Below are 22,650 nucleotides of genomic sequence, written 5' to 3'. Positions count from 1 at the left end.
TCGTATTGAAACGTCCTGTTTCACGATGTCCGGCCATAAAGTTAAATTTCGCTTCAATTCAATAGTCGCCACCCCCACTGCACAACGGCGATCACACTCAAAGTGACTAAAATCGTCGCTCCAAAGTGGGAAGGAGTTACAACTCCAAGAAGTCGTCCTGCTTTCAGGCTGAGCAGCGACCACGGTAAATACACCAAACCAAGAAACGCGAGTACAAACACAGCTGTGTTTGATTTCAATGAACTGATCCATTGACCGCGCACAAAGTAGGCGACACTCGTAGTCCCACCACAACTCGGGCAGGGAACTCCTATAAAAACTCGAAAACTACAAGGGGGGAAGCCAAACTGTTGATGTGTTCCAAACCCTCGCGGATCGGGATCAACGGTTGAAGCTGTATAAAATCCACCCAGAACACAAACAGACCCTGCCAGCAAAAGCCAGCGAATGGATTGAGTTATGGGATAGGAACGTGTTGAATTCAATGACATGAGAGAGAAGGAAGGGAGTTGCGTCTTATCCGTCAAAAGCGAACCGGACAAGTCCAATTTTTAGTTGCATGGATGATGAAAAGCTGCCAAATTGTACGATGACTCCGTTCATCGAAACGAGTCTGTAGTCGGGAATTGTTGAGAAAATGCCGTGTCATCTCAGCAATCTCTTCGCCCTGGAATCTTGCAGAGAGGCTTCGATTGAGAACTTCCCCACTGATGCCCGTCCTCTTTTTGGCTCTCTGCCTGACGTCCACATTTCTCACAGAGACATGTGCTCAAGAGACAACACCCGGGGCCGATGAGGATCATTTTTCGCTCATGCCAAACAAGATTCCAAAGCTACAAATCGACATGAAAACCATGGGCGGACGCCAATTTTGGGGGGACGTCCTCTTCTTTCGAGGCTATCGCATTCAGCAAAACGTTCTCACACAACATTACCGATTACTCGACCCGGAAGATATTCGTCGCGAATGGGGAACCGAGCAGGATTGCGCTCAAGCCCTCCAGAAAATCATCGACGAAAAGAAACTTTCTGCGATGTCAGGCAAGGCAGTCATCCTCATTCATGGAATCATTCGCTCTTCCAAATCGTTCTCAAAAATGCAGGTCGCTTTGGAGAAAGATGGCTACACCGTCATCGGTTTTGATTATCCCAGTACTCGCATGACAATGGCAGAATCTGCCGATTTTTTGACGAAAACGATCGCCTCACTTCACGGAATTCAACAGATCGACCTGGTCTGTCACAGCATGGGTGGCCTGCTCGTTCGAACGTATTTGAGGGAGAAAGGAAAAGATCGCGACCCCAGAATTCAACGTCTGGTGATGATGGGGACACCCAATCAGGGTGCCCGGATGGCAAACCTCGTTGAGAACAATCTCGCCTACCAGTGGATCTTCGGGCCAGCCGGAAAAGAACTCAAAAAGAACGAACAAGGTGTGATTGCGTCACTTCCGATTCCAGACTTCGAGTTTGGGATCGTGGCAGGTGCTCGCAACACCGAAGATGGCTGGAATCCATTAGTTCCCGGAGATGACGATGGAACGGTTGCTGTCGAAAGTGCGAAACTCTCTGGAGCCAAAGACTTTATGACAGTTTCATCGCTTCATTCATTTGTCACGGAAGATTCCGAGGGGATCGAGGGTGTACGCCGTTTCCTGAAAACGGGCTGCTTCCGGGAAAACGGGATCTGCCAGCCGATCGAGTAGCGGAAATCAATATCAGAGAGCCTTTGTCGCCGATGAAACAGTGATTTCCCCGAAAACAGCCATCTTTCAGGCGTGACTCCACACTTGAAGTATGAGCCAAAAGCACGTAAACTCCCCCGCTCACTTGAATTGCTTTCGAACGCGGTTTGACCGGTTCTTCCTAAGATAAAACACACACGGAACTTACGATGAGTGTCGACAAAAGTCTCAAAGGTGGCGGACGCCTCGCTCGTTCTCGAAATGTCCTGAAACGCGCAGAACGTATCGAAAAATTAAAAGAACTTGACCGCTGGGTCGACAACCAAAGCCCCTACGGACTACCTAAAGTCCGTATCCTGAAGGTTGCCACCGGGAAAAAGAAAAAGAAGAAGACAGACGACGACGACTAAATCGCCCGTCGACCCGAAATTTCAACAGCCGAGCATTTGCTCGGCTGTTTTTTTTGCTGCCTTCAAAGTTCTGCGAGACCAAGATGTTCCGCGAGATCAAGGCTCCTGGGGCATCTTTCGAATTGGCTCGCAGGATTTGCCCCGTGGCGAACAGAGCTTTTACTAGAGAAATGCTTTCTTCACGGGCACACGGTGGAGCAAACTCCTCTAGAAATCGAGCCTCTGTAAGACCAGGATCGGACCTGCTCTATCACCAGTTCACGATTGGACTACAGTAAAACCGAAGTAATTTCGAAGTAATATCACTGCACGCTGGGTGGTCGTTTACCTTCCCCGATGACTCACCGGGGGCTAAATCAACCACTGAAGACGAATTCGAAAGATGCTTTGGAAATCGTTCAATTCGCAGCCTCTTTCAGCAACTCTCGAGTCGCTGAAAGTTCGCGGACCAAGCCATCAACGAGGCTCACTTTCTCCTCATTCGGGAGCACGTTCCAAGTGTATGTTTCCACTTCCAAGTGAGGGGCATATTCTAACTTGGCCACTGCTTGAATCGCTGCCTTCAAGTCGTCTCGTGTCGTTTTCAGCTCTCCGACAGACTCTTCATGAACCGGCACATGATAGTGAATCCGCCACTCATCAGCTTCTCTAAACTCTTCTGGCGGGTCGCTGCAAAACTCGTTCGACAAGTCCACAATGGAAATCGTTCTTTCTTCGCTTTCAGCAAAAGTCTGGTGGAGATACCGTGGCTCGACGAATTGTGCCAATTGATTCCGAGCATCAATGTTCTCGCCGGGGGACTCTAACCGTAAAGCACACGTGATGTGGACTTTATTGATTCGGATGCCTGTCGACGACAGATCCGCAATCGACTGTTTCACATCTTCGAACTCAACCGCTTGATGACAGACATCGTAACAAACACCGAGATGACGCTGGACGATATCCAGTTGTTTGCGTGTCATGGCTGTATCGTACAACTTCTTAAAAAAACCGATCGTCTCGACCGTGGTTTCCAAGACACACAACGGTTCCGGTTCAATCGCCAGCCTCAACACTCGACCCGTTTCATCATGTAGTTCGTCTAGCTTCACGGCCAGATTCAAGAGCCGGTCAAAACATTCCGGCAGAAAGTCTTCACCCTGCTGGAAACCTTTGAAGCCCAGTGGAACCGTCGAAAGGCTTCCTTCGACTCCTTCTGGCATCAATTCTGCCAAAACTTGAGCAGACTGAAAGGTGAAATCGAAGCGTTCCTGCGTCGACCAGTCAGGCAAGTAGACATTTTCTTTCACACGCTCACTATGAAAATTCCCATAGGGAAATGTGTTCAATGTATAACAGACCAGATCGCCTTCGGCCAAAACCTGCTGAAGCTCTTCGAGTTTCGCCCGGTCTCCTCTGACTTCTGAAATCGCAGTCGCCGGTAACCACAAGCCAGCTGCGACTCTCTCACCAAGCTGCTTCCTCGCAGGAATTGTGTACTCAGTCAGCCCATGAATGACTTCCGAAACCGTTTGTCCGGGGTGGACATTCGTGCAATAACTGAGTGGGAGTGTACTTAAAGACATGACATCCTGATCATCTGAAATTCGTTCGCGGCTCGGTGGGTTTCTTCACGAGATCCTAATTGGTCGCAGCCAGATTGCGAGGGACAGGCGAAATTCGTTATCTTATTGGTGCCTGTAGCTCTGTCTGTCAGATTTCTCACAGACTTACACTGCGAGCCTCAGCCAACATTGTTAGCTGAGAGTGATCCCGTCTGCAACGAATGAACCGAAACACTTGCCTCGATCCGGGGTTTGAATATGACACGTCAATAATCAACACGCGTCTAACTCAAGAAAGCCTTTGTGTCACGCTGGATCACTTAAGAAAGATTTGCGTAAATCTATCTTGGGACCAGAGAGCATTTCATCATTTGAAAAGCGGGCACGACACAAAGTCAGGATATACGAATGCCTTCTAGAACTGATCCCAAAATCGATTTGCTCTCATAAACGTTGAGAAAATCCAAGAGTTTTCCGGACTGGTTCTAGCCCCCCATTTGTTCCGTACAATGGTTTTTCGATTCGAGAAGAGCAGACAAGGGACACTCATTGAAATCAAAAATCGACATCAAAAGTAAAAGTAGAGCGTAAAGACAATCGTGGTGACCTCATCATTGAGTCCGTCCCCCTATCTTCGTGATCCTGATGTGCAACTGATGTTGCGGGTCAAGAATGGCGATGACAGTGCGTTTGCGCAAATTGTTGAGCGATACCAAAACCGTCTCATTGGAATTTTCACCAGTATGTTTGCGGACTCCGCACTCGCTGAAGACCTTGCTCAGGAAGTCTTCCTGAGAATTTACCGCGCCAAACAGGGATACGAACCGACAGCAAAACTGTCGACATGGATCTTTCAAATTGCCAACAACCTGGCGAGTAACTCACGACGCTCGAAAGGACGAAAGAAAGAAGTTCAGTTTCATGTCGGATCGAGCGGATCACAACCGGTTCAAGTGGGCGAGAACAATGTTGCCGAAAAATCAGCGTTGATGCCGACACGGCAACTCGACAAATCCGAACTTCAGGAATGTGTGCAATCCGCACTCGGCGTTCTCAATGAACGTCAAAGAATGGCGATCCTGCTTCATCGCTTCGAAGGGATGAGCTACGCCGACATTGCCGAATCCATGCAGCTTTCACCACAAGCCGTTAAGTCTTTACTCTCAAGAGCCAGAGAAAACCTGCGAGAAGCTCTCGAAAGCTTTATCACTTGATTATGAAATTTCCCGATTTGATTTTCCCGATTTGAATTACACTGCGGAGAATTGACTCCGTCAACCATTATGGAAAAACTCAGCCGACTCACGAGCGAAGATCGCGACAATCTCCCAGCCTACCTGGATGGAGAGCTTGACGAAGCGCAGACGCGCCGCATTGAGTCCCTGCTCGTGCAGAATTCTGTTGCTCGAAACGATGTTGAGTTACTTTCCAAAACGTATGACCTGCTGGACGAACTTGAACGTCCCAATGCCCCGAAAGATTTCGTCGAGAAAACTTTGGCGACTGCCAAACTCGAACAAATCAAAACGCCTCTCTCGGACCAGCCATGGTTCCAGGCAACTCAAAAAGTCGGCATTCTGCTGAGCTGGACAGTCGCTTTCATTCTTGCTGCAGTCGCTGGCTTTTTAATCACCAACCGATTTGTCACGGACGGCAGCGACAAACTTGTTCGAGAACTTCCGGTGATTCAAAACCTGGACCGGTACGACGAAGTTCAAAGCGTCGAGTTTTTGAATCAACTCACTGCGGAAAAAGCATTGTTGGAAGAAATGAGGAAGGCCACCAGACATGCACAAAAATAGAGTCCGCATCTGGCTCCTTTGCTCAATGCTCCTGGCACTTGGATTGGCCCCGTTTATTGCGAGCGGTGACCAGGAGGTCGAGCAGCAGCTTGACCACAACCGGCAAACCATCGCTCGAATGTCTCCCTCCGAGCGGGAACGTCTCGACAGAAACTTCAAAGCTTATCAACAGATGAGTCCGGAGAAAATCGAATCGCTCAACACTTTCCACACCTCGCTCGAAAGTGACTCTTCCGGCGATCTCAAAGTCGCTCTCGACCTCTACGAGGAATGGCTCACAACAATCGAACCACATCAACGAGATCAGCTCAAAGAGACAGTTGATCCACTTCAACGAATCGAGCTCATTCGTGAAATCCGCAAAGGGCAACGCCAGCGTGAGGCAACTGCTGCGATGCGCTCGATGCCAAACTATCGATGGCGAGGGGGCCCCCTTCACCGTACTCCAACTCTCAAACCTGAAGAACTCGCGAGAATCATGGAGAAAATCGAATCGCTCGAAAACCATAAGCTTTCTGACGAAAACCGAAGTGAACTCAACCGCAACGAAGGGCTCAGCCGGTATTTGACTCTGATCAAACTTCTAAAACAAAACACGCGCATTCGAGAGCAAGATCGCTCCAAGATCCCTCCTCATGTTGTTCCCGAATTGTTCCAGACATTTGAAGCGCTCACCCCATTCCTCAGGGAAAAAGGCGAAAATGAAATCGTCAAAAATTACCTGCTCGACGGCAAAGAATGGAATGGAAAAGACATCACCACGCTGCGAGTTCAGGGCGTTCTCATCAAGTCCATGATCGAACAAGCCATCGCAAGCCGAAAGCAATCCAAGATTCCGAATCAGGCGGAGATCGAAAGCTACTTCAACTCACTCGATGAAGAGACTCAAAATTCACTGATGGAGCTTGAAGGGATCGATTTTTATACTGCTTTGAACACACAAATTAACCCCAAGGAAGACCCGGAATCGATTGACCTTCGTTCGATCTGGGAAACGTTCTACCCGAACCGTGGCGATTCAAGAAGATCGGGAGACAGAGGACGATCAGGTGGACCACGAGGTACACCACGAGGAGAAAGACCTCCTGGCGAAGGAGGTCCCAGAGGACCGGGCTCCGAGAGTGGTGAACCTGAGCCCCGTGGACGTGGTGAGAGAAGCCCGGATGAGAGAGGTCTAAGACCGCGAGGCCCTTTAGACCGGGATGACGGCCCTCCACCATTCAGAGAAGGTTTTCGACCGCTACGCGATGACAAACCGACCGAGAGTTTGAGTCCTCGACCTGACGACTCGGGAACTCGCCCTCAAAGACCAAGCACCGAAGACAAGCAATAATGAGCGAAAGTTTAAGCGTTCAATCTCTCTCGAAATCGTTTTCCACATCCGCAGGCGACTTGGAGATCCTGCGCGGGACAAACCTGTCAATGACTCGGGGAGATTCAGTCGCCATCACTGGTCCTTCGGGATCTGGCAAAAGCACCCTGCTCTACATCATCGGGCTACTCGATGAACCGACTTCAGGAGAGGTCGAAATCGCTGGCGAGTTCCCTCTGAAATTTGATCAAGCCGCTCAGGCTCGGTTTCGGAACCAGAAAATCGGATTCATATTTCAGGACCATCACCTGCTGCCGCAATGTACTGTTCTGGAAAACGTCTTTCTCCCCACGCTCGCCACCGGAGGACAGGATTCAGATGTCCAATCGCGAGCGGAGCAACTTCTTGAACGAGTCGGTCTTTCTCAACGACTGCATCACCGACCCAGCCAGCTATCAGGCGGAGAACGTCAGCGCGTGGCTGTCTGCCGGGCTCTAATCAACCAGCCATTGCTTCTGCTCGCCGACGAGCCGACAGGAAATCTTGACCCCAAAACAGCTGAATCGGTCGGCTCGTTGCTTCTTGAAATCGCCAACGAGCAGCAGGCTATGCTCATTTGCGTCACACACAGCCGCGAACTCGCAGGCCGATTTCCGACACATTATGAGCTCAGTGATGGCCAGCTTGTTGATGCGACAAATGCGGGAATCAAGTAAGATCGCACAGCGACCTGAATAGATAGGTTGCTTCTCATTTGACCTTTCATCAACAAGGGCCACTGCCCAATGAATACTCCTCCTGCTCCGAATCGCCCCCCATCGCTGAAGCTTTCTCCACCTGTCTTGCTCGTGGTGATCATCTCGATCGCCATCTTCCTGATGAGACAGGATCAGCAAAATGCCGAGAACCCGCCCGAGGGCCTTTCTCCGACTGCGACAGAATCCACACTCTCTCCCGGTTCAGATGAAGACCCCGTTGATACAACATCTTCAAGTATTCCAAATACTGAATCGGAAGAGGAACCGGCTGAGTTCTTCACTGAAATTGATCGAAACACTTTCAAATCTCCCGCAGGATTGATTTATCGCTCAGGGAGCGCCGACGGTCACCGCATTGATCACATTATGCAACATGCCGAAGACAATCCTCAGAAACCGATTCACGGAGTCTTCGCCGGAAACCGTGAAGAAATCTTCGCATTGATTGACGAAGCCTGGACCATGTCTCAAAAGCGAGGTCCACCAGATGTTCAACAGAAAACCGAACGAGGCCGGACCGTCATTACGGTCAACTTGAAAAAGAAAATCGGCTACGTGGGTGGAGAATCCGGGCAGCGAAAAGGTCATCCGGCATGCACAAAAATTCGACTCGTTCTGGAAAAAGAGAGCGTCATCACTGCCTATCCGATGCAGTAACACTGGCCTGCAGTAGCACTGGCCGGAAGTAACACCAACCTGCAGAAGCACCGGCTCTCAACATTCCGAAAAACCATCCGAACCCGGAGAACGGATGGGGGGAGGAGACAGAACGCTGGAGCCGGCGTGATTCAGTTCTTAACTGGCAACCTCGGAAACGTCGGAGATCCTGCGTCTTCGAGAGACTAAGAACCTCGAACGATACGATTGAAACCGCTCCGAACCACTGGGATTCAGAGTCATCTCTAGAGCAGTTTGCTCTGCCGTGTGCCCGCGAAGAACGCATTTCTCTAGTAAAATGCTGTCCGCCACGAGGCAGATCCTGCAAACCAATTCAATAGATGCTCTAGACTTCCACACTTAACAATAGGATGCGAAACGACGGTCAAGCGTGAAATTCTAAAAACACCACGCATTCCAATCCTGTGAATCGCAACGCAAAACCGGTTCTAACGGTCGCAACGATTCCTCAACCAAGGCTTATTCCCCGGCGGGCTTGCGTCGCTTCAAAATCGCAAAATAGCCATGCGTCTCATCTGGCAACAAGTCCCACTTTTCGGGCTCCCGCTGCAGTTCTCGAATCAAATCCAGATCATCGTACTCGCCCCGGCTGTACTTGTGGCGACGATCGATGACGATGTAATCCGTATCGTCGGGGACTTTGTCTTCGTAGTCTGCCACGGCTCGAGGGTACTTGCTGTAATCATAAGATCGTTCGTAGTGAGTCAGATACGAATGGACATAGTCCGTCGAAGCAATTCTGGCACTCTGAGGGAGTTTCTCCAGCACCTTTCGGAACTGCCTGGCACGCTCATCCTGAACATACTGGTTCCGCCAATACATCTCCTGCCCCGGATCCCAGAACTGAATGCTCAACGGACTGAAACTGAATAAAAGCGAAGTCGAAAAAGCACAGCTGAAAATCCAGACGGCTCTCCGATTCATCGCTGAGGCACTCTCAATGGCCGAGCCAATTACCACACACTTTGCCCAGACAAGAATCGGAACCAGTGGAGCATGGAAATGGTGATACGGTCCGGGCGGCTGCATTGCGAGGTTGTTGAGACACAGCAGAATAAAAACCGGGGCCCCAACGAGAAGTTGTGACCACCCCCGGATCGGCATCCCGAGCGGGACAATGAGACGGAGAAAATAAATCACCGCTCCGACCGTGACCAACTCCATAAACAACAGCTGCGGATTGGTGATCATCGTCAACACAATTTCGGTCGGTGTTTCCCCAAAGGCCTCAAAATACCGGGCATAGTGAACTGTCTCTCCATCACGAAACCACGGAATTGCCAGCTTCACAACGAACAACAAGTACGCTGTTGAAACGACTGCTGTCGTCGCACCAATTGCGAGTGTTTTTCGATCAATAGATGTCCCTCTCTTTCGTGAATTCGTCCACTCATTCCAGATGCACCACACCCCCATCGGGGCAATCACGATGGCATAGTCTTCTTTGCAAGCCAACGCGAGCACAAAAGCCGTGACCATTTGCTTCCAATGTTTTTGCTCCATCGCGTTGATCGCCCACAACATCAGCGGGACCCCAAACGAAATCGGCCGAAATGTTTTGAGATCGATTGAGATGTCCAGATAGTGAACCGGGAAATAAAGCAGATAGGCGCAAGCGATCAGCAATGCTACATGGGAACTTCCAGAACGCCGCCGCGCGATCAAGTACGTCGGCACTGCTCCCAATGCTAATGCCACTGTTTCTGCAAGTTCGAGCAGCAAGTGTGAAGGCCACAACCAATGCAACGGGACCAACAACACATGAATCACCTGAATGTGTTCACCCAGAAAAAGCCCCTGATCGAGATAGCTCCGAAAGCCTTTGCCGTGCGTGAGATTCCAAAGATGCTCTTCGTACATCACCGAATCGCCATGCGGAATTCGGACGTTGTACCAAAGTGCCCAGTTCATCCAGACAAACGTGACGGTGAAGAGAGACATCGCCAGCAACAGAAATTTCCAGTCCCTCCGCTTTCGTTCCGGGCTCGTATCAACTTCAATCTGGACCGCTTCATTCGGCAAAAGCAGGACCTTCCCCCAGCCAGCCAATGTGATCGCCAAAACGATATTCACAACCCCAGCTGTGAAGATCGCGAAGGAAGTTGAAACCGAGCGACTCAGCCACATGCCGATCCAGACGAAAATCGGCAGTGTCCATAACGCATTCAGCAAAACAATGTGAGATAGTTCCTGTCGCCGCCCCAGCGAACGAAGTCGGTTCGCGCCCCAGTTCAAACCGTTCAAGAGTAGCGAAACAAGCAGCGACGCCAAAAACGCTCCGGGTAAGGAGACGACCACTTCAGTCCCATCCGGGAGACCGCGCACCGATCCCCCCAATAAGTGGACGAGGGAATCTCGAAGTTGATCGCTGATGAACGCAGAGGAGAGCATTTCCGTTTCCAGAACAAAAAGCGCATAAACCATCAACACAAGCACCTGCACGAACAGCCCGAGCATGGCTGTCGCCGGAGAAGCAAAATCGGAGAGTTGACGTTTCACGATATTCTTGAACTGAAAAAGGTTGAAGGAAATGAATTCGGTGACGAGAAACTGACTCGCATTGAGTTCGTCGATTCAAGATCATAACGTAGTGGTCCCTCTATCTCTATTTGTCGGATGAGGCAATTGTTGTGCAGCGACAACGAAGTGACACTTGCTGTCGACAGCAAGCCACTCGAAGCTCGCTTGAACGGTCGAGACCACAAAGAAATAAAACGCTGGCTAACGTATTGACGAACATGCTCGAAAGGGACTTGATGCGAACTCTGATTCTCCTCTCCTTCTGTCTACTCACCACTGTTCAGCTTCACGCGAAAGAATCGCCAACGAAAACCGATGTTCTCGTCTACGGTGCGACACCCGCAGGGATTGCAGCGGCTCTAAATGCCGCGCGCGATGGTCAGAGTGTCGTGATGATCACGCAATATCAACAGATCGGCGGTCTGGTCACTAACGGACTCTCAAACACCGACTTCCACACCTTCGAAGGTCTGACCGGGACCTTCGGTCAGTTCTCGAATCGCGTTCATGAATACTATGTCCAGAAGCTTGGCGAGGATCATGAGGATGTTAAAAACGCATTGCGCGGCACCCGGGGAGAACCGCACATCAATCAAAAAATCTTCCACGAGATGCTCAGCGAGGAAAAATCGATTTCTATCCTCACTCAAACCCGTCTTGTTGAAGTTCTTCTCAACCCGGCGGAGAACAAAATTCAGCTCGCAGAGTTCACCGATCGGAGCGGTCAGAAGCATCAATTTCAAGCCCAAATCTATATCGACGCCACCTACGAAGGGGACCTGATGGCAGCCGCCAAAGTTCCATACCGCGTGGGACGTGAAGGGCGAGACGAATTCGGAGAATCGCTCGCTCCGGAATCTGCCGATGATGAAGTCCAGGGCTATAATTTCCGATTCGTGATGACACAGAACCCCGAAAACCGCGTCCCTCTCGAAGCTCCTCAGGGCTATGACGCGGAAATGTTCGCCCCCGTGATTCCACTTCTCAAAGATGGAACCATCAAGACAGTTTTCTGTTCGCGAAAAGGAGGCCTCTACAAAGCTCATCTCCCTCCCCTGCCCAATCAGAAGCACGATATTAACGACGTTTCTCGAAACGCTGTCAGACTCTCACTTCCGCAAATCAACAATGCCTGGCCCGATGGCGATGAAGCAACACGCCAGGAAATTTTCGACCGGCATCTCCTGCACAATATCGGGCTGCTCTACTTCGTTCAGACCGACCCGCGAGTTCCGGAAGTCTTTCAAGAGGAAGCCAACACTTGGGGTTGGTGCAAAGATGAATTCGAACAGACCGACCACATCCCCGAACAACTCTATATCCGCGAAGCTCGCCGAATGGTGGGACAACACATTTACACTCAGCAAGACTGCCTCAACGAAAAAGAAGAGGCCCGCGCCCGATTCCATCCAAACTCAATCGCCATCGGAGAGTACAGTTTAAACTGCCACGGAACCGGCCATGAAGGCCCAATGATCGGCGGAAAACATACCGGTGAATTCTACATGTCTACACCACCGTATCAGGTTCCCTATGGAGTCATCTGTCCCAAGGAGATGCAGAACCTGCTGGTGCCGGTCGCCGTCTCTGCCTCACATGTTGGATTTTGCTCGCTCCGTCTGGAACCGATCTGGACCGGACTCGGTGACGCAGCTGGCACGGCTGCTGCACTGGCGATCAAGACCGGACAGCCGGTGCAAAACATCAAACCACGCGACATTCAAAAAACGCTTCATCAAAACCAAACTGCAACAATCTATGTCAGCGATGTCCCGACTGATCATCCAGACTTCGCAGCTGTCCAATGGTGGGGCTCTCTCGGCGGCTTACACGGTTTGGAAAAGAAACCTTCCGGAAGCCCGCGCGGCAAACATCGACTCGGCCAGTACTATGAGTATTATCTCGGTCACGATGTCAACTTGGATCAGCCACTCGATTCAGAAACTCGCCAGCGATGGAAAAAAATCTGTGTCGAATACGAACTCCCGATCAATATCGACAACTTCAAAGGAACTCGAGGCGACTTCATTCGACACGCCAACCAAACCTCAAACTAAAACATTTTCAATGTTTTTTGTGCCCGTGAAGTTCACTTTTATGACTTCATAGACTGCTCGCCACGAGGCAGAACGTAACAGCCGATACTGGATCAACGCGAAAACATTTTCAATGCTTTTTGTGCCCGTGAAGTTCACTTTCATGACTTCACAGGCTGCTCACCACGAGGCAGAACGTAACAGCCAATACGAAAGATGTCATCAGAATCTAAGGACAATCCCCTCGGACCTTTCCGAGGTCCGAGGGGATTCAAAATCAGGGTGAGGGTAATTTCGATTGGGAACTAACCCGCGAGATTGGCAACAACTTTTTCCTCGTGGACGAAAAGCGAACCAGGATCGAGATCCGCAACGGAATTCACAATTCGGTCTGGCTGATAAGCAAAGTTCGCTAAGTCTTCTCGTTGAGTTCCGCCAGAGAGGACAAGAATCGTGCGATACCCCAGTTGAACACCGCCCAGGATGTCAGTTTCCATTGTGTCTCCAATGATCGTTGTTTCTGAAGCGGTCAGGCCAAGTTCTTTTCTCGCAGCCCGAGTCATAATTGGACTCGGCTTCCCGACACTAAACGCTTTGACTCCGGTCGCGGATTCAAGCAACGCGACGATCGCTCCGCACCCTGGTCGCAATCCATGCTGCGTCGGACAATTCGGGTCCATGTTCGTTGCGATGAGTTTCGCTCCCCCTTTCACCATGTTGCATGCTCGCTCCAACATCTCCATGGTGAACGTTCGCCCTTCCCCAACGACGACATAGTCGGGCTGAGTGTCGACAATCGAGTAACCAACATCATGCAATGCGCTGTGCAGACCACCTTCACCAATCACATAGGCTGTCCCAAACGGTTTTTGATCTGCCAGAAAACTCGCTGTCGCCATGGCACAGGTGTAAACATGCTCATCCTCAACTGACATCCCCATGCGTCGCAGTTTCGTTGCGACATCTCGACGGGTTCTCTGGCTGTTATTTGTCAAAAAAGAAAAAGGAATTCCGTCGTTGATGAGCTGAGATACAAACTCATCAGCCCCGGGAATGAGTTCACTCCCGCGATAGATAACGCCATCCATGTCAATCAAAAGACCGTGATTCTTGTGTACGGTACGGTTCATTATAGTGTTCCAAAATTTCAACTTGTTCTTCGAAGTGAGAGACATCACTTCAGCAGAAAGGTGTTAAAGTAACGCGAAGGGAAAATGAAAGTTTAGAGGTGTTTTTCACCTCGCCACGTCACAGTGAATTGAACGAGAAGCAAACGTTGTGCCTTTCGCCTCAAGTCATCGCTGTCACGATAGCCGGAACGACAGAAACAGCTTTAAAGTTGCAGGCAAAACCGTCTCAATCAGCGAACGAATGCACGAATGAAAATACTGAAAAACAGAACAGATAAACGCAACAACATTTGCTATTGTTCAAATTCAGAGCAGCAAGACTGAATCGATGCGCAGGTGGATCATAATATGAAATCGACCGGAGTGGTTTTGAGATCGTTTCGGACCTGTTCCAGTTTCCACAAGTGCAGCCCAAAACTTGCTTCGCCGTACGAGAGAGCAGACGAATTCAACAGAATCTTGAGGTCACAAATCCGATGAAAATTTCACTCGCAACGATTCTCTTGTTCACCACCTGCGTGCAAACCCTGCATGCTCAGGAACTTGAACTTCACCCAAAGCTCCAACCACTTCCATTCAAGCTGATGGGGCCATTCACTCGTACCAAAGAGGGTGACATTCTCGCCATCGACGCCAAAGCGACCTACCTCTCAAAAGACAACGGGAAGACATGGTCAGAGCCGCGACCGATCTTCGCTCCGGGAACGAAGATGACCGTCAGTAATGAGCGGGCCATTCTCACCACGCAGGATGGCACAATCATTGTTGGATTCATGAACTTGGACGAGCGAAAATGGACCTGGAAAGACGAACTCCACGACGCCCCCGGAGCGGTCCTGCCGACATACGTCATGCGTAGTACCGACAGCGGAAAGACATGGCAGAACATTCAGAAGATGCACGACGACTGGAGTGGATGCGTCCGCGATATGATTCAAACTCAAGATGGACGTATCATCTTCACTGCCATGAAAATGCTGCACAATCCGGGACGCCACACGGTTCTGACTTACTCTTCAAATGACGATGGCCTCACCTGGACCGCCAGCAATTTGATCGACCTCGGCGGGCAAGGCCATCACGGAGGAGTCACCGAACCGACTCTGATCGAACTTGAAGATGGTCGTATCTGGCAACTGATCCGGACCAACTGGGGCGAGTTCTGGTCAGGCTACTCAAACAACGGAGGTCGTCACTGGCAAATCCTGCAGCCCTCAGGGATTCCCGCGAGCAGCGCCCCCGGCATGCTGACACGTCTCGATAGCGGTCGGCTGATGCTGCTTTGGAACCGCACATTCCCAGAAGGTCAGGACAACTGGAAATTAAGCGGTGGCGACGGCCTGTGGTCAGAAGTTCCCGTCAGCAACTTCCGCGAAGAACTCTCGCTCTCCTTCTCCAACGATGACGGAAAAACCTGGACACCACCGACCGTCATCGCTAGCCACAAAGGCAAATGGCTCTCCTATCCCTATGCCTTCGAATCGACCCCGGGCCAAATCTGGCTCACCACCATGCAAGGCAACGTCAGGGCCAGCTTTCGTGAAGCGGACTTCGTCAGTGAGAAATAAAGCGAGAGCAGATGACTCGACCGCCTCCCCGTGAAGAACGTGTTTCTCTCGAATCGATTATGAAACTTGAAATTGCTCTCTCTGAAGTTGAGAAAAGCAGCTACTTCAGAGGTATTCGGACTGATTCAAACAGACGAGCTGTTCGCCACGAGGCAGAATCTCAACACCAATTCGATAGATGCTCTTATTGCAAATAAATTTTGAGGGATGGGCCGGGCGACTCGGTTGAGTGATTGAAATCGTCAGGAACGTTCGGGCAGTGCCAGCTCGTTTTTACCCACAAAATTCCCGGATTAATGGTAGACATTGGTGAGTTTTCCCTGATGATTAATAATTATCATTGCATTGTCGTGCAGAGCGACGATAGCTGAGTTCTTCAGAAAACGAGAGCGTGAAGCAGGAGAAGAACCTGGCTAACCGGAAAGACTTTACGAAGGATCGACATAAAGAGTGAAGGAGAGTTTGCAGGGGGCGATGAATCGTTCCGAGAATTGAATTCGATGCCAAGTTTATGATCATGTCAATCCACTCAGAGGGCTTTATCGTAAATCGATGATTGAACATTAGGTCCTACCGGGTGGAGAGCAGTCTATGAAGTCATAGGAGTCATCATCAGAGGCGAGACAAGCATTGAAATTGCTCTCACTGACCAGGGTGATCGACTTGAATTGAGACTTTTTCATCTCACATCGAAAGCGATTTCATGTCTGAGACGGGTTCTTCGCAAACGTATACCATTGGGATCTTAAACTCCATTTCTGGAGTGATGTCGGGCTGCGAATCTCTCGTGGCTAAGTCGACGGAACTGGCGGTCGAGGAGATCAACGCGGCGGGCGGTGTGCTGGGACGAAAAATTCTCACAAAGACGCGAGATGGCGCATCAAACGGCGAGATCTTCGCCCGAGAAGCTGAGAAGTTTCTGAAGGCCGATGGAGTTTCAGTTCTTTTTGGCTGTTGGACATCAGCCTCTCGCAAAGCTCTGTTACCCGTGTTAAGTCGAAACAACGGGTTGTTGTTTTATCCACTTCAGTATGAAGGACTCGAAGAAAGTGTCAACGTGATTTACACGGGCAGCACCCTCAATCAACAAATTGAACCTGCCATCGACTGGGCGATGGATCAAGGTTGGAAAGATGCCGCGATTGTCGGATCAGATTACGTCTACCCACGCACAGCGAACACGTTAATGCACGGCGTCGTGGAGAAACGTGGCGGAAGAGTGCTCGCGGAATGCTATTTACCTCTCGAGGATTTTGACGTCCGTCCTGTCGTCGAGCAACTTTTGGAGTCCGAGCCGGATGTCATCTATAGCACGCTCAACGGGCTAGCCAATATCGAGTTTTTCCAACTACTTGAAAAGCTTGGCCCGGGAAGCGAGCAACTGCCGGTACTCTCATTCAGCTTTTCCGAGACGGAGTTGGCATCAGTCCCAGAAGCGGTCGGTCACTATGCCTGCTGGGATTATTTCTCAACTTGCAAGAATGAAGTCAATCAACACTTCTTACCAAGAATTCGAGAGTACGTCGGTTACAAATGTCCCGTTTCATCCCCAATGGCGAATTCGTATACCCAGGTCTATCTCTGGAAAGCGATCGTCGAGCAAGTCGAAAGTTTTGAAATCGATGACTTAGAGAACCATAGTTTCATCCTCGTGAATGGTCCTTGCGGGGTGATGGAGCTTCGTAGAAATCGGCATGTTCGCAAAAGAGCCATGATTGGAAAAGCACGGACCACTGGCGACTTTGAAATCGTATGGCAGTATCCCGAGATGATCGACCCCGAGCCATGGTTCGGGGTCGACACCCTGCTGCGTGGCCGAATTATACATCAGGCACTTGAGGCCTTTCCGACAGTCGTCGATTTGCATAGCACGCTCAGGCGGGAAAAAGAAATTCAGGAGAAACTGATTCGCGAACTGAATGCCAAGCAGATTGAATTGGAAGAGGCCCGAGACGCAGCTGAAGCAGCGAACGAAGCCAAGTCAGACTTTCTCGCAGCGATGAGCCATGAAATCCGCACTCCCATGAACGGAATTTTGGGAATGGCGCAGCTTTTGGGAGACGGTCAACTCTCGGCAACGCAGTCCGAACAACTCTCGATCATTCTCTCCTCGGGAGAATCATTGCTGACGATCATCAACGATATTCTCGACTTCTCCAAGATCAAGGCTGGGCGTGTTGAACTCGAGCAAATCGGATTTTCACTCCAGGACCAACTCAGTGAAACGCTGCAATTGCTCTCGCCAAAAGCACACGACCGAGGGATGGAAATCGAATTGGACTTTGACCTCGAAATGCCGGACATTCGCAGAGGTGACCCCACGCGAATTCGCCAGGTCGTCATGAACCTGGTCAGCAACGCCATCAAATTCACTGAAGATGGACGCATCGTGGTGATCGTACGGCCTGGCGTGGAGGCAGAACAGACCATTGAACTGGAGGTGAGAGACACCGGGATCGGAATTTCTGAGGCAGCACAACAACGACTCTTTAAGCCCTTTATGCAAGCGGATTCAGGGACGACTCGCCAATACGGCGGCACCGGATTAGGTTTGGTGATCTGCAAACGCCTCGTTGAACTGATGGGTGGAAGTCTCACTCTGGAAAGCGAGCTGGGAAAAGGAACCTCGTTTTATGTCAAGATCCCACTTCCGCCCGCTACGAAGAACGACCTCATCCGATCACGCCAGCAAGTCGATCCACCTCAAAACGTGCTTGAAGGCAAATGCGTGATGCTGGTTGATGACAACAAAGTCAATCGTCGTGTCGCAAAGGGGATGCTTGAAGGTTTTGACATCCATGTTGATATCGCAGTGGACGGACGGGACTTACAGCAGCAATTCGAACGCAACCCAGATTTACTGCAAAAGTACGATGGCATGATTTTGGACGCAATGATGCCGGGAATCGATGGCTGGCAACTGGCAAGCTGGATTCGTGATCAACCGCACGGCAAAGACCTTCCGCTGATTCTTGCCTCGTCCTCAATCGCTGACAACGAGGAACAACTGAAATCGAAACACTTCGCAGTTGTCCTCCCCAAACCACTCAGAAGAAGTACGCTGTTTCGAGAACTCGCGATCTCAGTTGCAGGCTGGCAACCTCGACATCACGTTCAGCCAACAGAACCAGTTGCACCGCGCCGCGTCCTTGTCACCGAAGACAGTCTGGTCAATCAAACCGTTGCCAAATCGATGCTGAGCAAAGGGGAGCACGAAGTCACGATCACTGAAAACGGGCAACAAGCACTCGATGCCCTGACACACCCTGACGCATTCGACATCATTCTGATGGATGTTCAAATGCCGGTCATGGATGGTCTGGAGGCCACCCGACAAATCCGTCAGCGAGAGCAAGAAAACGACTGGCCACGCTGGCCAATCATGGCGCTCTCAGGCAATGCCATGAAGGAAGAGCAAGACGCGTGCATCGAAGCTGGGATGGACGGCTGTCTGACGAAACCCATGAACATGAACGAAGTGCTATCACTGGTCGCGAGCGTGCCAAGAAGAGGAAATCCAGTCGAGCCAACCCCAGTCTAAGACTTCCGACTTCCGACTCCATTTCATGTTTCATGTTTCATGTACTCTGGGTGACTCTCATCATATGTTTCCGAAGTTCATATGCATCCGAAAAGTTGTAAGCCTGAACCCAGAACGACTCAATCACCGTCGCCCGGTTCCGAATCCCATCTTGCGAATGGGAGTAATGACATCAGTGACCAACTGCCCGGAGACAATTGCGACGGAGGTCATCAACATCGTGGTGAGTATGCGAACGCCGCTGGGGAGGTCTTCTCGAAGCATGATCTGTGCCAGACCCGTAAAGCCGAGAGTTCCGGGAACCAGCAGAATGAGTGAGGGGACCAACATTACGGCGGCAGGTAACCTTAAATGATTCGAAAGTAGACGACTGGTCACACCGGCGACGACGGAAGCAATCCAGACCGCTGCAAACGGACTGAAATTCTCACCAGCCAATCTCAGCGCCCCGTAGACGATGAGTGTCGAAAACAAGAGCCAGGGAACGTCTTGGTATCGAGTACGAAATAAAACAGCCAGGCACAGCCCGATGGGAATCACTACAAACACCGATGCAATCAACGACGGAGTGTGCGGTGCTACCGAATCTGGAATCGGATGCAAAGCGGCGACAAAGTCATAGCCCATATACACGCCGAAAATCAGCGTCAGTAGTGTTGTCATTGCTCCGGCAAATCGCGCCGAACCGGAGGCAAGATTTTTCGTCGCCAGTTCGTTGATACTAATGGTGAGGTGTAGACCAGGCACGAGTACGATCAGTGCTGACAATGCAGTCAATTCAAAGTTACTCGGGGCAACCCACGATTGAACCACACAGGCAATTGCACTGGCTGTAAAACCTGCGATGACATTCGTCAGGTGTGACGGAAAGCGAAGGCGTGACAAACCAAGGACCATCGCCCCGACGAGCAGACCAATCGCTCCGGCAGAGGTAATGACAGTGTTGTTCCCCCCGACAAGCACCGCGACGCATGCACCAACAATTCCATACGATGCAATTTGCACAGATGTGACGTACCCGCCTGGCATCGCCAAAATCGCACGCAATTGAGCCAAAGCGTCTTTGACTGTGACGCTCTCGTCCTGAATCGACTGTTGTAGTCGAAAGAGTTCAGCATAGCGTCCGAGGTTCGTCCTACTTGGATAAACGCGAAGCATGCGTGTTCCGTCCCGCTCGTCATCAAACGTCACGAACAGGGCCGTCGGCGTCGAAAAGAACGTGGCTGGCCGACCGATCGCCTCAGCAACCTGCTCCATCTGACTCTCAAGCTCATACGCAGGAGACCCACTGGCGTGAAGACTGCGTGCGAGCCCCAGAATCAGCTCCTCGGAAAGAGTATCGGACAAGTGGTGCCTCGGTAGAAGTCAAGTGGAAACGTGACGGTGACATCCCGACAAGATTCTACCGAAAACTCACTGCCTGTGACGAGACTCCGCTGCTGTTTTCACTATCGAAAATTGATTCAGATAGAATTTCCGCACAGTGCGTGGCGTTCTTCCTGACTGCGATTTAGACTCTTTGACTTTCATCAAAAGTCGATACGAGAACCACCGTCCGCAGAAAGTGTCGAACTCCACCCACACTGTGCCTCTGAATCAGATCAATCCTAACGACTGCATCGCATCGGCAACCCTCATGAACGCTTCGATGTTCGCTCCTTGCGCGTAGTTGCCGGGAACGCCAAATTCTTCAGCGGTATTCAAACAACGATCATGAATATCTTTCATGATGTGGGCAAGTTTTTTCTCGGTAAACTCAAACGACCAGGCATCGCGAGAAGCATTTTGCTGCATCTCTAACGCACTGGTCGCGACTCCACCGGCGTTCGCAGCTTTACCAGGAGCATAGGCGATCCCCGAGTTGATAAACTTTTCGATTCCTTCGGGAGTTGTCGGCATGTTGGCCCCTTCCGCGACCGCTATGCAACCACCTCGAAGAAGTGCCTCAGCGTCTTTTCCTGTAAGCTCATTCTGTGTGGCACAGGGTAGCGCGACATCACATTTGATCTCCCAAAGATTCCCGCCTGCCTGATAGTGCGATTGCTTTCGCGACTGGCAATACGATTCAATCGGGAGTCGTTCGACTTCCTTGATGCGTTTCAGCGTCGGCAGGTCGATGCCTGCTTCGTCGTAGACAACGCCTTTGGAATCGGAACAGGCGACGACCTTGCCCCCCAATTGCGTCACTTTTTCAATCGCGTAGATCGCAACATTTCCTGCTCCAGAAACGAGACAAGTTTTGCCTTCGAGTGATTCGCCTCTCGACGCGAGCATCTCTTGAACAAAGTAGCCAAGACCGTAACCAGTGGCCTCTGTACGGACCAACGCTCCGCCGTAGCTGAGTCCTTTGCCGGTCAAGACGCCTGACTCGTATCGGTTGCTGATCCGTTTATATTGTCCAAAGAGATAGCCAACTTCTCGCTTCCCAACACCGACATCGCCAGCGGGAACATCGGTGTACTCACCAAGATGACGTGACAGTTCAATCATGAAACTCTGACAGAAACGCATCACTTCGTTGTCGCTGCGTCCTTTCGGATCGAAGTCACTTCCCCCCTTGCCACCGCCGATGGGCATTCCCGTCAAAGCGTTTTTGAAAATTTGTTCAAATCCCAAAAACTTCACGATGGACAAGTTGACGGAAGGATGAAATCGCAATCCCCCCTTAAACGGCCCTAATGCACTATTAAATTGGACACGGAAACCACGATTAATCTGGACTTCGCCACGATCATCCTGCCACGGAACGCGAAAGATCACCTGCCGTTCAGGTTCGCAGATTCGTTCGATAATCTTTTGTTCGGTGAATTTTGGAAACTTCGCCAACACAGGTCCGATCGACCCAAACACCTCTTTCACCGCTTGAATAAATTCCGGTTCACCGAGGTTGCGTTGTTGAATGTTCCAGAGTGTCGTTTCCAGTTTTTCGTCCATATTTTTATCCATTCTTCTCATCAGTGCGGGTTCATAAGAACGCGAATGCTAAATTGTTATTTTAGAACTGATCCTGAAACTTAAAATTGCTCTCTCAAACGTAATGAAAAGCAGCTATTCCAGAGGTTTTCGGACTGGTTCCAGGAAAAGTGAGGTAAATCGCTGGTGCAGTGCTGGATGACTTTCTGACTGGCTGCGACACAGAATCGTTGACTTTCTCATCCGCTCATTGCGAAGCTCGCTGTTCATAGCAAGCGCGGGTCGCTACCTACACGAAGAGACTTTCAAGCACAGTCGTCATGCCTCAATGTTTCGTCATTGAAAGTCAGATGTGTCTCCAGAATTTGTTCAAAGTATCGAGGATCATTCTGTTATTCTTTTCGGGTTTCCACGCGAGAACCGACGTCGAAGGAGTCGTTGCTCAGAAAAACCACGACAATACTCACGCTCCACACACAGGGGCTAAAGTATGAATAGAGTTCAACACCGAAGAAACCTTCAGCGAATTTCAGGACTGATGCCTGATGATAGATTTTAATGGTAAGTTCTTCGTGGGAATATCTCACGCCGCTGAAGAATCCACATTCTCCATAATCGTAACGAAAAATAGAGATCAGGGTATCTCGCTCAAACCACACCTAATAGATCAGCAAATACGTATTTGACATTGCGAGAATTCTGCCAGAACTTACCATCGTTAATGAAAAAAGCGTCATAAATTGAATAATT

At 50.4% G+C, this 22,650-nt stretch carries 16 protein-coding genes; 10 read left to right on the top strand and 6 right to left on the bottom strand.

Annotation, left to right across the window (positions count from 1 at the left end; genetic code table 11):
* Positions 1-53 precede the first annotated feature (53 nt).
* Positions 54-491, bottom strand: coding sequence for a DUF2752 domain-containing protein (locus tag Mal48_RS02975; RefSeq protein WP_145195947.1), 438 nt, complete (start codon positions 489-491; stop codon positions 54-56).
* A 219-nt stretch (positions 492-710) separates the two neighbouring features.
* Here Mal48_RS02975 and Mal48_RS02970 point away from each other — a divergent pair, with 219 nt between their 5' ends.
* The gene (locus tag Mal48_RS02970) at positions 711-1,706 is read left to right on the top strand and encodes an alpha/beta fold hydrolase (RefSeq protein WP_145195945.1); all 996 of its coding nucleotides are present in this window, start codon (positions 711-713) and stop codon (positions 1,704-1,706) included.
* A 188-nt stretch (positions 1,707-1,894) separates the two neighbouring features.
* Positions 1,895-2,095 (top strand): small basic protein, encoded by a 201-nt coding sequence (locus tag Mal48_RS02965; RefSeq protein ID WP_145195943.1) that lies wholly within the window; start codon positions 1,895-1,897, stop codon positions 2,093-2,095.
* 398 nt (positions 2,096-2,493) lie between these two features.
* Here Mal48_RS02965 and eboE read toward each other — a convergent pair whose 3' ends face one another.
* Positions 2,494-3,663: a metabolite traffic protein EboE gene (gene eboE / locus Mal48_RS02960; RefSeq protein ID WP_145195942.1), complete on the bottom strand. Its 1,170-nt coding sequence runs from the start codon at positions 3,661-3,663 to the stop codon at positions 2,494-2,496.
* A gap of 581 nt (positions 3,664-4,244) precedes the next feature.
* Between eboE and Mal48_RS02955 the strand changes: the two genes are divergently transcribed.
* The 5 genes from Mal48_RS02955 to Mal48_RS02935 all read left to right on the top strand — a co-directional run bounded on the left by Mal48_RS02955 (position 4,245) and on the right by Mal48_RS02935 (position 8,171).
* Positions 4,245-4,856, top strand: a complete 612-nt coding sequence (locus tag Mal48_RS02955) for an RNA polymerase sigma factor (RefSeq protein WP_231739882.1) — start codon at positions 4,245-4,247, stop codon at positions 4,854-4,856.
* Between the two features lie 69 nt (positions 4,857-4,925).
* Positions 4,926-5,444, top strand: coding sequence for an anti-sigma factor family protein (locus Mal48_RS02950; protein WP_145195940.1), 519 nt, complete (start codon positions 4,926-4,928; stop codon positions 5,442-5,444).
* Complete coding sequence (locus tag Mal48_RS02945; RefSeq protein WP_145195938.1) at positions 5,431-6,777, top strand: hypothetical protein; 1,347 nt, start codon at positions 5,431-5,433, stop codon at positions 6,775-6,777. Before Mal48_RS02950 ends, Mal48_RS02945 begins: the two co-directional genes overlap by 14 nt.
* Positions 6,777-7,472: an ABC transporter ATP-binding protein gene (locus tag Mal48_RS02940; RefSeq protein WP_145195936.1), complete on the top strand. Its 696-nt coding sequence runs from the start codon at positions 6,777-6,779 to the stop codon at positions 7,470-7,472. Before Mal48_RS02945 ends, Mal48_RS02940 begins: the two co-directional genes overlap by 1 nt.
* Positions 7,473-7,541: 69 nt before the next feature.
* Positions 7,542-8,171, top strand: coding sequence for a hypothetical protein (locus Mal48_RS02935; protein ID WP_145195934.1), 630 nt, complete (start codon positions 7,542-7,544; stop codon positions 8,169-8,171).
* A 480-nt stretch (positions 8,172-8,651) separates the two neighbouring features.
* Here the strand turns inward: Mal48_RS02935 and Mal48_RS02930 are convergent, their stop codons facing one another.
* Positions 8,652-10,691, bottom strand: a complete 2,040-nt coding sequence (locus tag Mal48_RS02930) for a DUF2079 domain-containing protein (protein ID WP_145195932.1) — start codon at positions 10,689-10,691, stop codon at positions 8,652-8,654.
* A gap of 257 nt (positions 10,692-10,948) precedes the next feature.
* On the opposite strand from Mal48_RS02930, the gene Mal48_RS02925 reads away from it, so the two are divergent.
* A complete protein-coding gene (locus Mal48_RS02925; protein ID WP_145195930.1) occupies positions 10,949-12,769 on the top strand; it encodes an FAD-dependent oxidoreductase in 1,821 nt (606 codons plus the stop codon).
* Between the two features lie 284 nt (positions 12,770-13,053).
* On the opposite strand, the gene Mal48_RS02920 is transcribed toward Mal48_RS02925, so the two are convergent.
* A complete protein-coding gene (locus tag Mal48_RS02920) occupies positions 13,054-13,878 on the bottom strand; it encodes a TIGR01457 family HAD-type hydrolase (protein ID WP_145195928.1) in 825 nt (274 codons plus the stop codon).
* Positions 13,879-14,354: 476 nt separating this feature from the next.
* Here Mal48_RS02920 and Mal48_RS02915 point away from each other — a divergent pair, with 476 nt between their 5' ends.
* The gene (locus tag Mal48_RS02915; RefSeq protein ID WP_145195926.1) at positions 14,355-15,446 is read left to right on the top strand and encodes a sialidase family protein; all 1,092 of its coding nucleotides are present in this window, start codon (positions 14,355-14,357) and stop codon (positions 15,444-15,446) included.
* Positions 15,447-16,149: 703 nt separating this feature from the next.
* The gene (locus Mal48_RS02910; RefSeq protein ID WP_145195924.1) at positions 16,150-18,987 is read left to right on the top strand and encodes a transporter substrate-binding protein; all 2,838 of its coding nucleotides are present in this window, start codon (positions 16,150-16,152) and stop codon (positions 18,985-18,987) included.
* 123 nt (positions 18,988-19,110) lie between these two features.
* Here the strand turns inward: Mal48_RS02910 and Mal48_RS02905 are convergent, their stop codons facing one another.
* Together Mal48_RS02905 and gdhA are read right to left on the bottom strand one after the other, a co-directional pair.
* A complete protein-coding gene (locus tag Mal48_RS02905) occupies positions 19,111-20,334 on the bottom strand; it encodes a threonine/serine exporter family protein (protein ID WP_197441994.1) in 1,224 nt (407 codons plus the stop codon).
* Positions 20,335-20,583: 249 nt separating this feature from the next.
* Complete coding sequence (gdhA, locus tag Mal48_RS02900; RefSeq protein WP_145195922.1) at positions 20,584-21,933, bottom strand: NADP-specific glutamate dehydrogenase; 1,350 nt, start codon at positions 21,931-21,933, stop codon at positions 20,584-20,586.
* Positions 21,934-22,650 lie beyond the last annotated feature (717 nt).

This window comes from Thalassoglobus polymorphus, assembly GCF_007744255.1.
GTDB lineage: Bacteria > Planctomycetota > Planctomycetia > Planctomycetales > Planctomycetaceae > Thalassoglobus > Thalassoglobus polymorphus.
The sequence above is the reverse complement of the archived record's forward strand: the minus strand, read 5'-3'. Positions and strand labels throughout refer to the sequence as shown.